Raw genomic sequence first — 13,079 nt, 5'->3', positions numbered from 1 at the left:
CCGGTCGCGAACCTGACCGCGACGCTACCGAGGCTGGGTAGGGTGCGCTCATGGTGAAAGTTGCCAACGATCCGGCCCTGCGCGACGGTGACTTGCCAGCGCCCGCAGGGTCGCGGGTCGCCGGCGACATCGAGGTGTCCGGCATCTCGCTGCGCCTCATCGCCGGCCTCGCCGCCGGCGTCAACGGGACCGTGCACGCCTCCGGGCCCCTGCTCGACGGGTCGGTCGACAGCACGACGCCGTTGCGCGCCGCACTCCAGGCCGCCGCCCTGGGGGACGCGCTGACGCACCAGCTGGTGCTGGCCGATGCCGCCGCTCTCGCCGAGTGGACGACGGCGTCCGCCTCGGCGCACACCCCGACCCAGACCTCCGCCCACACCTCCACGCGCACCTCCACCCCCGGCGTGACCGAGGCCGTGCACGTCCTCGCCGCGGCGGGCGCGGCCGCCCTCGTGCTGTCCGGCGTCGACGGCCCGGCGTCCGTCGCCCTCCACGAGGCCGCCCGACGTGTCGGCCTGGCCGTCATCGACGTGCCGCTCGAGGGGGTCGCGACGTTCACGACCGAGGTGCTGAGCGCGATCCTGGCCCACCAGACCGCGACCCTGCGGCGGCTGGAGGACGCCGACCGCGCCCTCGTCCAGATCGTCCTGGCGGGAGGGTCGCTCACCGACCTCTGCCAGCAGGTCGTCGGGTTCCTCGACGGCGCGGCCATGGTGACCACGACCGACGGACGCGTCATCGCCAGGGCGGGATCGCAGCGCGAGCTCGAGCACGCCGAGTCGCTCGACTGCTTCGACCGCACCGGGCGGCTGCTCACCGAGGCCGAGCCGATGGGTCCCCGGCCGGAGGGCCCCGGCGCCGACCGCGCCGCCGTGCGCATCGTCGCCGGGCACCTCGACCACGGCGTGCTCGTCGCCTTCTGCAGCCACCGGCACCTGACCGCCGACGACGTCCGGCTGCTCGAGCGTGCGGCGACGGTCGCGGCCCTGGCCATCACGAAGGACCAGGCGGTCTCGGCGGTCGAGGGCAAGTACCGCGCCGAGTTCCTCCGCGACGCCCTCGCCGGGCGCGCGGGCAGCCCCGCCGACGCGGTCGCGCACGCGGCCTCGCTCGGGTGGGACATCGACCGGCCGCTCGTCGTCGTCGTCGCCGAGACCGACGAGGACGACGACCGCACGACGCGCGACCCGGAGGAGGTGCGCTTCCTCCAGCAGCGCTTCGCCCGGGCGTGGACGCACGCGGTCGCGGTCCGCGACCCGTGCACCCCGGTCATGGGGTTCAGCCGGGAGGTGGTGACGCTGATGCCGGTGCCGGCCTCGGCCGACACCGACCGCGTCATGCGCCTCGTCGGCGACCTCGTGCGCGTCGTCCGGGGCGACGGCGGTGGCGGACGCCGCAGCTTCTCCGCCGGCGTCTCACGGCCGATCACGTCGGCGGCCGGCCTGGCCCAGGCCTACGAGGAGGCGCTGTCGGCGGTGACCGTCGGCCGGCAGATGCACGGCGACGGCGCCCTCGCGCACGTCGACGGCCTCGGCATCTACCGGCTGCTCGCGCTCGTGCCCGACGGCACCGACCTGCGGCGGTTCGTCCACGAGTCGCTGCGCGAGCTGGCCACCGACGACTCGGCCGAGAACGCCGGCCTGCGCGAGACGCTCCGCGTGCTGCTCGACACCAACCTCAACGTCGCCGAGACCGCGCGGATCCTCTTCTTCCACTACAACACCCTGCGGTACCGCATCGGCAAGCTCGAGAAGATGCTCGGACCGTTCACCACGGATCCCGACCTGCGCCTCACCCTCGCCCTCGCCCTGAAGATCCACGCGATGCGCGGCATCTGACGACCCGCCCACATCCCCACCGAGCGACGCCACTGATCGACGCCACCGCCCGGGGCGTCATCCGGGCCGGGACGTCACGAACTGCCAGACGGGCGCCCCCGGCGTGTATCACCTTTTGACGAACGGGACCGCACCGCGGCGGAGTAGGTTTCGCCCATCCGCGGGGTCGGACTTCGGTGTCGCGGTCCACTCATCGCGCAGGGCGCGGCAGGACGCGTCAAGAGGAGTCGGCATGGCTTTGGGCTGGAAACTGCACGGCGACGGCAAGACGATGGGTCCCGATGACGTCGTCGCCCCGGACGAGCGGCTCTCGTGGGGCAAGACCGTGGGCCTCGGTGCGCAGCACGTCGTGGCGATGTTCGGCGCGACGTTCGTCTTCCCGCTGATCATGGGCCTCAACGCACAGCTCGCGATCATGATGAGCGGCATCGCGACGATCTGCTTCCTGCTCATCGTCAACGGCAAGGTGCCGAGCTACCTCGGCACGTCGGCCAGCTTCGTCGGCGCCGTGGCGGCCATCCGGGCCCAGGGCGGCACCTCGCAGCAGGTCACCGGCGCCATCCTCGTGGCCGGCGTCGTCCTGGCGATCGTCGGGGTGCTCATCCACTTCCTCGGCTCGTCGGTGCTGCACCGGGTGCTCCCGCCGGTGGTCACCGGTGCGGTCGTCATGCTCATCGGCTTCAACCTCGCTCCGGTGGTCGCCACGGTCTACTGGCCGCAGGACCAGTGGGTGGCCTTGCTCGTCATGGCCTTCACCATCGTCTGCGCGGTGGCCTTCAAGGGCTTCATCTCGCGCATCGCGGTGTTCCTCGCGCTCGTCTTCGGCTACGTCATCTCCTGGCTCTTCGACCGGATCTTCGGTCAGATCACGGCCCCTGACGGCGCCGGGAAGGTCTCGACGCACTTCCGCACGAACTTCGACACCATCGCCAGCTCGCAGTGGTTCGGCCTGCCGCCGACGACCGGTACGCCCGGCCCGGACGGCAAGGCCATGGTCGGCATCCACGCGCCGTCGTTCTCGGTCGCGGCGATCCTCCTCGTCCTGCCGGCCGTCATCGCCCTCATCGCCGAGAACACCGGTCACGTCAAGGCGGTCGCCGAGATGACGAAGACCGACCTCGACCCGTACATGGGCCGGGCCATCGCCGCCGACGGCATCGGCACGGCGATCGCGAGCTCGGTCGGCGGTTCGCCGACCACGACGTACGCCGAGAACATCGGCGTCATGGCGGCGACCCGCGTCTACTCGACGGCGGCGTACTACGTCGCCGCCGCCGTGGCCATCATCTTCGGCCTCTCACCGAAGTTCGGGGCACTCGTGTCCTCGGTCCCCGGTGGCGTCCTCGGGGGCATCACCGTGGTGCTCTACGGCATGATCGGCCTGCTCGGCGCGAAGATCTGGAAGGAGAACGGCGTCGACTTCGGCAACCCGATCAACCTCGTCCCGGTGGCCGCCGGCATCGTCATCGGCATCGGCAACGTCTCGCTGAAGTTCACGGAGAGCTTCACGCTGGGCGGCATCGCGCTCGGCACCATCGTCGCCGTGGTCGCCTTCCACGTCGCGCGTGCCATGGCGCCGGCCGACCTGCGGGCCAGGGCGGACGAACCGGGCGGGACGATGATCTCCCTCGGCGAGCGCGAGGGTGACTACGGCGACGCCGACGGCGTCGACGACCTGTACCAGGACGCGCCGGACCGCCCCGACCGTCGACGCTGAGGCGTCCCGCCGCTCGGCAGGACCCGCGTGGCCCCCGACGTCGTCGGGGGCCACTCCCCTTCCCGGCACGAGCGGCCCCCTGGATGCGCCCCACGCACGTCCTTCGGCAGAACGTGCCAAAACCGGCGGCGCACCGAGGCAGCGCGAATCTCTGGCCCCACCCGTCGTCGAGAGGCAGGATCGGTTCGGTGAAGCCCGCACCCTTCGTGCACCACGCACCGCGCACCGTCGACGAGGCCGTCGCCGTGCTCGCGCGGGTCGGCCACGACGGCAAGGTCCTCGCCGGCGGGCAGAGCCTCGTGCCTCTGCTCAACATGCGCCTCGCCTCCCCCGCGCACCTCGTCGACGTCAACGGCGTCGAGGGGCTGGGCGGCATCGAGGTGCTGCCGGAGGCCGTCCGCGTCGGTGCGCTGGTGCGCCACCGCGGCCTCGAGCGGTCCACCGCGGCAGCAGCCGTGCTGCCGCTGCTGCGCCAGGCGGTCGTCAACGTCGCCCACCCGGCCATCCGCAACCGCGGGACCACGGTCGGCTCTCTCGCGCACGCCGACCCGGCCGGCGAGATGCCCTCGGTGCTGGCCCTGACCGACGGCGTCATCGAGGTGGTCGGACCGGGCGGGACCCGCGAGATCGCCTGGGACTCCTTCTTCCTCGGCCCGCTCGAGACCTCCCTCGCGCACGACGAGCTCGCCGTCGCAGCGCGGTTCGGGCGGCTCCCCGAGGGGACGCGCACCGCGTTCGCCGAGTCGGCACGACGGCACGGCGACTACGCCGTGGCCGGCGTCGGTGTCGCGGTGACGCTCACGGACGGCACCGTCGCGTCGGCGCGCGCGTCGTTCGTCTCGGTGACACCGGTCCCGTCGGTCCTCGACCTCTCGGAGGTCATCGGTGGGCTCGAGCCCGGTACCGACGCGTGGGCGGCCGGCCTGGACGCGACCGCCGAGGTGGTGCGCCAGCACGTCGACCCCGACGGCGACATCCACGCCACCGCCGAGTACCGGCGGATGCTCGCGGCCGAGCTGACCCGCCGCACCCTGACCACCGCCGTGAGCGAGGAGACCGGCCGATGACCGATCCCACCAGCGCGTCCGCGGGTGAGCGGCTGCACGACGTCACGGTCGTGGTCAACGGGGTGCGACGCACGGCGTCGGTGCCGGCGCGACGCCTCCTGTCCGACTTCCTTCGGCACGACCTTCGCCTGACCGGCACGCACGTCGGCTGCGAGCACGGCGTGTGCGGCGCCTGCACCGTGCTCGTCGACGGCGAACCGATGCGCTCGTGCCTGATGTTCGCCGTCACCGCGCAGGCCCACGCGGTGACCACGGTCGAGGGCCTGTGTGAGGCCCCCGACGCCCGACCCGCCCCCACCGGGGAGCCGATGAACCCGGTACAGCAGGCCTTCGCCGAGTGCCACGGCCTGCAGTGCGGGTTCTGCACGCCCGGCTTCCTGACGACCATCACCGCGTACCTCGAGGAGAACCCCTCGCCGACGAGCGAGCAGGCGCGAGAGGCGATCTCGGGCAACCTGTGTCGCTGCACCGGCTACCAGAACATCGTCAGGAGCGTGCTTCGGGCCGCCGAGATCAAAGGCCGAGCGCACCGCGGAGGACGCGGCCCGGCCGGACGCCGAGGGGGTCGCGCACACATGACGACGCAGATGTTCGGGGCCCCGGTGCGCCGCAAGGAGGACCCGCGCCTCCTCACCGGTGGCGGCCGCTACCTCGACGACCTGGGCCACGACGCCCTCGCGGCGGCGTTCGTCCGCAGCCCCTACGCCCACGCGCGGGTGCTCGACGTCGACGCGTCGGACGCCGTCGACATCGACGGCGTCGTCGGCATCTACACGTGGGAGGACCTGCCCGGACGCGTCGCCGAGCCGCTGCCGCTGCTCATCCCGCACCCGACGCTGACCCATGGGCGCACCGGTCATGCGCTCGCCCGCGACGAGGTCAACCACGTCGGTGAGCCGGTCGTCATGGTCGTGGCCACCGACCGGTACCTCGCCGAGGACGCGTGCGCACGCATCCGTGTGGGCTACGAGCAGCGTCCGGCCGTCGTCGGCATCGAGAACGCCCGCGACGGCGACCTGCTCGTGCACGACGACGTGCCCGGCAACGTGGCCGCGAACATGCTGCAGACCGTGGGCGACGTCGACGCGGCCATGGCGGTGGCGCCCCACCGGCTGACCCTCGACCTCGAGATCGAGCGCAGCGCGTGCACGCCGATGGAGGGCAAGGGCGTCTACGCGCGCTGGGACGACGAGAAGGGCGAGCTGCGGATGTACTCCTCGACCCAGACGTCGACCGGTGTGCGCGCCGCGGTGGCCGCCAAGCTCGACCTGCCCCTGGCCAAGGTCGAGTGCATCGCGCCCGACGTGGGCGGCGGGTTCGGCGTCAAGATCGTCCACCCCTGGCCCGAGGAGGTCCTCGTCCCCTGGGCCGCGCGGCTGCTGAACCGGCCGGTCAAGTGGACCGAGGACCGCCGCGAGCACTTCGTCGGGGCGGCGCACGAGCGCGGCCAGGTGCAGCGCGTCGAGGTCGGGTTCGACGACGCCGGAACGCTGCTCGCCCTCGACGTCAAGATCTGGCACGACAACGGCGCCTACACCCCGTACGGGATCATCGTCCCGATCATCACCTCCACCCAGCTGCTCGGGCCCTACAAGCCCGGCGCCTACCGCGTCGAGTTCTGGTCGCTCTACACCAACACCGTGATGGTCACGCCCTACCGCGGGGCGGGGCGCCCGCAGGGCTGCTTCGCGATGGAGCGCACGATGGATGCCATCGCCGACGAGCTCGGCCTCGACCGCGCGGAGGTGCGCTCGCGCAACTTCATCCTCCCCGAGGAGATGCCCTACGACCACGGCCTGCTCTTCCAGGACGGCCGCCCGCTCAAGTACGACTCCGGCGACTTCCCGGCGAGCCTGGCCGCGCTCAAGGCTCTCGTCGGCTGGGACGACTTCGCCGGCTACCGCGCACGGGCGCAGGCCGAGGGCCGCACGGTCGGGATCGGGATCGGTTGCTACGTGGAGGGCACCGGCGTCGGGCCCTACGAGGGCGGCCACATCCAGATCGAGACCAGCGGGCGGGTCAACGTCTCCACCGGCCTGACGTCGCAGGGGCAGGGCCACGAGACCGTCTTCGCGCAGATCGTCGCCGAGGAGCTCGGCGTGCGCCTCGAGGACGTCCACGTCACCACCGGTGACACCCGCCGGATGGCCTACGCGGTCGGCACGTTCGCGTCGCGCGCAGCCGTCATGAGCGGCAGCGCCATCGCCCTGGCCGCCCGCAACGTCCGCGCCAAGGCGCTGCGCATCGCGGCCGACGCGCTCGAGGTGTCGCCCGACGACCTCGAGATCGTCGAGGGCACCGTCCGGGTCAAGGGCGCGCCGGGCACGTCGATGTCGCTCGGCACCGTGTCCGTGCTGTCGAACCCGCTGCGCTACGCCTTCGACGAGGCGGCCAAGGCGGCGACCCAGTTCGCCGGCACCTTCGACCCCGACAAGCCGCCGGTCGCCGAGGACGACGAGCCCGGCCTCGAGGGCAAGGACTTCTACTCCCCGACGCAGGCGACGTTCGCCAACGGCATGCACGCGGCCGTCGTCGAGACCGACCCGGTCACCGCCGAGATCCGCATCCTGCGGTACTGCGTCGTCCACGACTGCGGCACGATGATCAACCCGATGATCGTCGAGGGCCAGGTGCACGGCGGCGTCGCGCAGGGTGTCGGCGGCGCGCTCTACGAGCGGATGGTCTACGACGAGTCGGGGCATCTGCTCAACGCCTCCTTCATGGACTTCCTCGTCCCGTACGCGTCCGAGGTCCCGACCATCGAGACCGACCACCTCGAGACGCCCTCACCGCTCAACCCGCTCGGCCTCAAGGGTGCCGGAGAGGCGGGCTGCATCCCGGTCTCCGCCGTCATCGCCTCGGCCGTCGAGGACGCCGAGGGCTTCCCGATCCGCCGGATGCCGCTGTCCCCCAACGACCTCTGGGAGCTGCGCCGCCGGCACGCCGCCGGCGACCTCCCCTCCCTGCACCGTACGACCCGCACCGTCACCGACGCCGGCGCGCCCGCCAAGGAGCCGAACGCATGAAGATCTCCGGAACCGCGACCCTCTCCGCGCCACCGCAGCAGGTGTGGGACGCCTTCCACGACCCGGCGGTCCTCGCCCGGTGCCTGCCCGGCTGCGACCGCCTCGTCGAGCTCGGTGCCGACCGCTACGCCATGACCGTCACGGCCGGCGTCGCCGCCATCCGCGGGACGTACGACGGCGAGGTCCGCCTCGACGACCCGGCCGCGCCCGACTCGTTCACGCTGCGCGCCAAGGGGGCCGGAGCCCCGGGTACCGTCGACGCCGACGTCGTCGTGCGTCTGGCCGCCTCGAGCACGGGCGGCACCGACCTCACCTACGACGCCGACGCGTCCGTCGGTGGCCCGATCGGCGGCGTCGGGCAGCGGATGCTCGCCGGCGTCGCCAAGAAGATGGCCGGCCAGTTCTTCAGCGCGGTCGACGCCGACCTGGCCGGTGGTCCCTCGTCCGCCGCCGAGGCGTCTGCCCCGGCTGGGGCGCCGGCGGCCCCGTCCCCCTCCCGGGTCATGGGCAGCCAGGAGTCGTCGGCCGCCGCCCGCACGAGCGGCGCCGGGGCCGTGTACGCGGGGCGGCCTGCGGCGTCCGGCGCACCCACGCGGAGGGCACCGAGCCGCGAGTTCGCGCTCGGCGCTCTGGCAGGGGGCGCGATCGCCATCGTCGGGGTCGTCGTGGGCTGGGCCATCGGGAGAGGATGAGACATGCGCGCGTTCACCGCCGCGGCCGTGCAGGTCGCCCCCGTCCCGGCACCGCTCCGCGCCGACACGATCCGCGCCAACGTCGAACACTGCGTCCAGATGACCCGACGGTGCGTCGAGGCCACCGGCGCCGAGCTCGTCGTGCTACCCGAGACCGCCACCACGGGGTTCACCCCGGGCTGCTCGAAGGAGGAGCTGTGGGACCTCGTCGCCGAGATCCCCGGCCCCTTGACCGAGCCCGTCCAGGCCGTGGCCCGCGAGCTCGGGGTGCACGTGTGCCTCGGCACCTACGAGCGGGGCCGGGAGCGGGGCGTCGTCCACAACTCGTCGGTGCTCATCGACCCGGCCGGCGAGGTGCTCGGGGTCTACCGCAAGACGCACCCGTTCTGCTCCGAGATCGTCAGCGGCGGCGGCTGGGTGACGCCTGGCGACACCGTCACCGTCTGCGACACCGACCTCGGGCGCATCGGCATGATCATCTGCTTCGACGGCGACTACCCCGAGCTCTCGCGGATCCAGGCGGTGCAGGGGGCGGAGGTGATCTGCCGCCCGTCCGCCCTGCTGCGCTCGGCCGACATCTGGGACCTCACGTCGCGGGCCCGTGCCTACGACAACCACGTCTACGTCATCGGCGCCAACGCCGTCGGCACGGACCCGGCGGGCGTCCTCTACTTCGGCAACAGCCACGTCGTGACGCCGGTGGGCCACATCGTGGCCAAGGCCGCGACCCAGGAGGGCTGGGTGACCGCGCGCCTCGACCCGGCCGAGGCCCTCGCGTCGCTGACGCCGGGGTCGAACGTCGGGCAGTCCTTCGACCACCTGCGCGACCGCAACCTCGACCTGATCCGCAACCATCGCGACGACCTCGAGCGGCCGGCGGCGACGTCGTTCCCGCACGCCCCGATCCACCGCGGCGAGGCCGGCTGACGGCAGCGGTCCTCCCTGCGGTGGACCGTGGCGCGGGTCCTGCCGGGTCCGCCACGGACCGCTGTCGAGGGTTGCCGCCGGCACACCCTCCTGTTGGCAGCATGTGCCGACGCCCTCGCCCCCGCCCCCCGGTTGAATCCTGACCATGGCAGCAGGCACCCCCGAGTCCACGGTCTCCACGGTCTCCACGGCGCCCGGGCGACGCATCCGCATCGGCATCGACACGGGTGGGACCTTCACCGACGTCGTCGCCCTCGACGAGGACTCCGGCGAGGTCGTCACGACGAAGACACCCTCGACGCCGAGTGACCCGGCCGACGGGTTCATCACGGGTGTGCACAAGGTCCTCGGCCTGCTCGGTGCGACGGGGGCCGACGTCACGGCGGTCAGCCACGGCACGACGGTCGCCACCAACCAGCTGCTCGAGGGAAAGGTCGAGCGGCTCGGGTTCATCACCACCGAGGGCTACGAGTTCGTCCTGGAGATCGCGCGCCAGGCGGTTCCGGACGGGTACGGCAACTCCTACTTCTGGGTCAAGCCGCCGCGCATCGTCCCGGCCGACCTCGTGCGCACCGTGGGTGGCCGGATGAGCTTCGAGGGCAAGGAGATCCGGCCGTTCGACGAGGAGTCGGCCGTCCGTGCCGCACGGTTCTTCCGGGACCGCGGCATCCCGACCGTCGGCGTCTGCCTCCTGCACGCCTACGCCAACGACGACCACGAGCGCCGCATGCGCGACGTGCTCGCCGCCGAGCACCCCGACGCGGTGGTGTCGATCTCGAGCGAGGTGCTGCGCGAGTACCGCGAGTACGAGCGGTCGATGACGACGCTCGTCGACGCCGCGGTCAAGCCGCGGGTGTCGCGCTACGTCACGAACATCCACCGCCTCGACGAGTTCACCGGCGCGGCCGGCCCCGACGGACCGGCCCGCGAGCGAATCCCCTTCTACATCATGAAGTCCAACGGCGGCGTGCTGTCGGCCGACGAGGTCGTCAACCAGCCGATCACGACCGTCCTGTCCGGCCCGGCGGCCGGCGCGCTCGGCGCGGGTCTCATCGCGAGCCGTGCCGGGTACGGCAAGGTGCTCACCTGCGACGGCGGCGGTACCTCGACCGACGTGTCGGTCGTGCTCGACGGCGAACCGGCCCTGACGACAGAGGGATCGGTGGGCGCGTACCCGAGCAAGATCCCGATGATCGACGTCGTCACGGTCGGCGCTGGCGGCGGCTCCATCGCGTGGGTCAGTCCCGAGGGCTCGCTCAAGGTCGGACCGCAGTCGGCCGGCGCCGACCCCGGACCGCTGTGCTACGCCAAGGGCGGCACCGAGCCGACGATCACCGACGCGCACGTCGTCCTCGGACGCATCCCGCCGCACCTGCTCGGCGGGGAGATCCCCCTGGACGTCGACGCCGCCCGGACCGGCCTCGAGGCCCTCGCCGAGCGCCTCGGGCTCGACGCCGACCGCTGCGCCACGGGCATCCTCGAGATCTCGGCGTGGAACCAGGCCAACGCGCTGCGGCAGGTCAGCGTCAAGCGCGGCCTCGACGTGCGCGACTTCATGCTCGCGACGTTCGGCGGGTCCGGCTCGCTGCTCGCCTGCCGCCTCGTCGACATCCTCGACCTCGCCGGCGTCGTCGTGCCGCAGAACCCCGGCAACGTGTCGGCGTTCGGGCTGCTCACCGTCGACGTGAGGAACGACTACGTCCAGACGTCGGTCGCCCGCCACGACGCCCTCGACCTCGCCGCCGTCCGCGGGACGTTCGACGAGCTCACCGCCCGGGCCGCGTCGGCGCTCGACGCAGAGGGCTTCGACCGAGCCGACCACCGGTACGCCCGCACCGTCGACCTGCGCTACTTCGGGCAGGCCTTCGAGGTGCGCGTCCCCGCGCCGGAGGGTGACGTGACCGCGGAGTGGGCCGACGCCGTCGCCGACGCCTTCCATGCCGGGCACCGCGCCCTCTACGGCTACGACTTCCGCGCGGACCCCCGCCAGCGCGTCGAGTGGGTCAACCTCCGCGTCACCGGCATCGGGCCCATCACTCGTCCAGAGCTGCGCGAGATCGGCTCCGCCGCAAGCGAACCGGCTGCCCTCTCGGTCAGGGCACGCACCGGGTCGCGTCCGGTGTGCTTCGACGCCGACGCCGGCTACGTCCTGACCGACGTGTGGTGGCGCCCCGACCTGCGGGCCGGTGAGGTGCTCCGCGGACCGGCCGTCGTCGAGGAGTTCGGCTCGACCGTGCCCGTGCACCCGGGGTTCGCCGTCCGTGTGGACGCGTTCGGCAACCTCGTCATGACCAAGGAGGCCTGACATGTGCTTCTCCTGCCAGACCGCTCGGACCCGGCTCGCCCCCGCCGACGCCGCCGTCGGCGGCCGCTCCCCCTCCGGTTCCCCCCCGGGCTCCCCCACCGACGCGTCACCGGCCCCGGTCAACCCCGCGGGGCTGCCCACGGCGTACGAGCACGGCAACCGGTTGACGCCGGTGGGCACGAGCGTCGACCCGGTCCTCGTCGAGATCGTCGAGGGCACGCTGGCCAGCGTCGAGCTGGAGGTCGAGACCGCGATCGCGCGCACGAGCCGCAGCCCGATGATCCGTGACGCCCACGACTTCCGCGCGGGCATCCACGACCGGCAGCTGCGCAAGCTGACCGGCCGCTCGTACAGCGCTCTCGTCCACCCGGTCGTCCGCGACTTCCCCATCGAGCACATGAGCGAGGGCGACGTCTTCTTCCACAACGACGTGTACGAGTCCGAGGGCGGCATCGGCCACCTGCCCGACCTCTGCGTCACGGTTCCGGTCTTCTCCGGCGGCGAGGTCGTCGCGTTCGTCCAGGCGTTCGGCCACCACGACGACATCGGCGGGGCGGTCCCCGGGTCGATGCCGAGCAACGCGCGGACCGTGTTCGAGGAGGGCCTGTCCGTCCCGCCGATCAGGCTGTGGGACAAGGGCGTCCCCAACCAGGCAGCGCTGCGCATCATGACCCGGAACAGCCGGATGCCCGACAGCCTGGCCGCCGACCTCGACGCCGAGTGCTCGGCCTGCCTCATGGGCGCGCGCCGGCTGGCCGAGCTGTTCCAGCGGTACGGCCGCGACAGCATCGAGGCCGCGTTCGACGCCATCCTCGACAAGACGACCGAGACGTACCGCCGCGAGATCCTCGGCAAGATCCCCGACGGCACGTACGTCTGGGAGGACTACGCCGAGCACGACGGCGTCGACGAGCCGATGCTCCACACGCAGCGGATCACCCTGACGAAGGAGTCCACGGGCGGCCCCGGCCGCTCCGACCTCTACCCTGAAGGCGGCCCACGGCTCGTCATCGACTTCACCGGCACGGGTCCGCAGGCCAAGGGCCCGATCAACCACTGCGGCGACTACGTCGGCGGCAACTTCCTCAAGAAGTGGCTGGCGCCGATCCTGCGCAACCTCGCCGACACCCCCGAGCGGATGGCCGAGCTCGACGTCAACGAGGGCGTCGTGCCCCTCATCGAGATGCGCTTCCCCGACAAGGGGACGCTGCTGACGCCGATCTACCCGGCCCCCACGAACGCCCGCACCTTCGTCATCCTGCGACTGCTCGGCGTCCTGGCCGGCGCGGTCGCCAAGGCCGTCGACGGCCGGATGCCGGCCGACCAGGAGACGATCCGCTACACCGGCGTGTACGGCAAGGACCGCGACGGCAACGACTACCTCATGCGCGAGGTGCTCGGCGGCGGCTCGGGCGGCCGCTACTACGCCGACGGCGAGGACACGATCCACGTCGTGCCCGACAGCCGCAACCTGCCCACCGAGTTCACCGAGAGCCGGTTCCCCTTC

8 protein-coding genes are annotated in these 13,079 nt (G+C 72.5%); all 8 read left to right on the top strand.

What is annotated here, in order from left to right; all coding sequences use genetic code 11:
• Positions 1-50: 50 nt before the first annotated feature.
• Positions 51-1,838 (top strand): helix-turn-helix domain-containing protein, encoded by a 1,788-nt coding sequence (locus ACPYOM_RS10190; RefSeq protein WP_481345841.1) that lies wholly within the window; start codon positions 51-53, stop codon positions 1,836-1,838.
• A 232-nt stretch (positions 1,839-2,070) separates the two neighbouring features.
• A complete protein-coding gene (locus tag ACPYOM_RS10185) occupies positions 2,071-3,555 on the top strand; it encodes a uracil-xanthine permease family protein (RefSeq protein WP_481339443.1) in 1,485 nt (494 codons plus the stop codon).
• A 188-nt stretch (positions 3,556-3,743) separates the two neighbouring features.
• The gene (locus tag ACPYOM_RS10180; protein WP_481345840.1) at positions 3,744-4,622 is read left to right on the top strand and encodes an FAD binding domain-containing protein; all 879 of its coding nucleotides are present in this window, start codon (positions 3,744-3,746) and stop codon (positions 4,620-4,622) included.
• Positions 4,619-7,648 carry an aerobic carbon-monoxide dehydrogenase large subunit gene (cutA, locus tag ACPYOM_RS10175; protein WP_481345839.1) on the top strand — a complete coding sequence of 1,010 codons (3,030 nt, stop codon included), beginning with the start codon at positions 4,619-4,621 and terminating at the stop codon, positions 7,646-7,648. The genes ACPYOM_RS10180 and cutA overlap by 4 nt, the downstream gene beginning before the upstream one ends.
• Complete coding sequence (locus ACPYOM_RS10170) at positions 7,645-8,340, top strand: SRPBCC family protein (protein WP_481345838.1); 696 nt, start codon at positions 7,645-7,647, stop codon at positions 8,338-8,340. Before cutA ends, ACPYOM_RS10170 begins: the two co-directional genes overlap by 4 nt.
• A 3-nt stretch (positions 8,341-8,343) precedes the next feature.
• A complete protein-coding gene (locus tag ACPYOM_RS10165) occupies positions 8,344-9,267 on the top strand; it encodes a carbon-nitrogen hydrolase family protein (protein ID WP_481345837.1) in 924 nt (307 codons plus the stop codon).
• Between the two features lie 145 nt (positions 9,268-9,412).
• Positions 9,413-11,572 carry a hydantoinase/oxoprolinase family protein gene (locus ACPYOM_RS10160; RefSeq protein ID WP_481345836.1) on the top strand — a complete coding sequence of 720 codons (2,160 nt, stop codon included), beginning with the start codon at positions 9,413-9,415 and terminating at the stop codon, positions 11,570-11,572.
• Between the two features lies 1 nt (position 11,573).
• On the top strand, positions 11,574-13,079 hold a 1,506-nt coding region (locus ACPYOM_RS10155), incomplete at its 3' end, for a hydantoinase B/oxoprolinase family protein (RefSeq protein ID WP_481345835.1).

It is taken from the genome of Monashia sp. HAY1-2A (genome assembly GCF_056755315.1).
This window is presented reverse-complemented; position numbering and strand designations above follow the sequence as displayed.

Bases quoted from the DNA above. Each gene is read 5' to 3' on its own strand.
- ACPYOM_RS10190 (WP_481345841.1), top strand. From the start codon at position 51: ATGGTGAAAGTTGCCAACGATCCGGCCCTGCGCGACGGTGACTTGCCA.
- ACPYOM_RS10185 (WP_481339443.1), top strand. From the start codon at position 2,071: ATGGCTTTGGGCTGGAAACTGCACGGCGACGGCAAGACGATGGGTCCC.
- cutA (WP_481345839.1), top strand. From the start codon at position 4,619: ATGACCGATCCCACCAGCGCGTCCGCGGGTGAGCGGCTGCACGACGTC.
- ACPYOM_RS10170 (WP_481345838.1), top strand. From the start codon at position 7,645: ATGAAGATCTCCGGAACCGCGACCCTCTCCGCGCCACCGCAGCAGGTG.
- ACPYOM_RS10165 (WP_481345837.1), top strand. From the start codon at position 8,344: ATGCGCGCGTTCACCGCCGCGGCCGTGCAGGTCGCCCCCGTCCCGGCA.
- ACPYOM_RS10160 (WP_481345836.1), top strand. From the start codon at position 9,413: ATGGCAGCAGGCACCCCCGAGTCCACGGTCTCCACGGTCTCCACGGCG.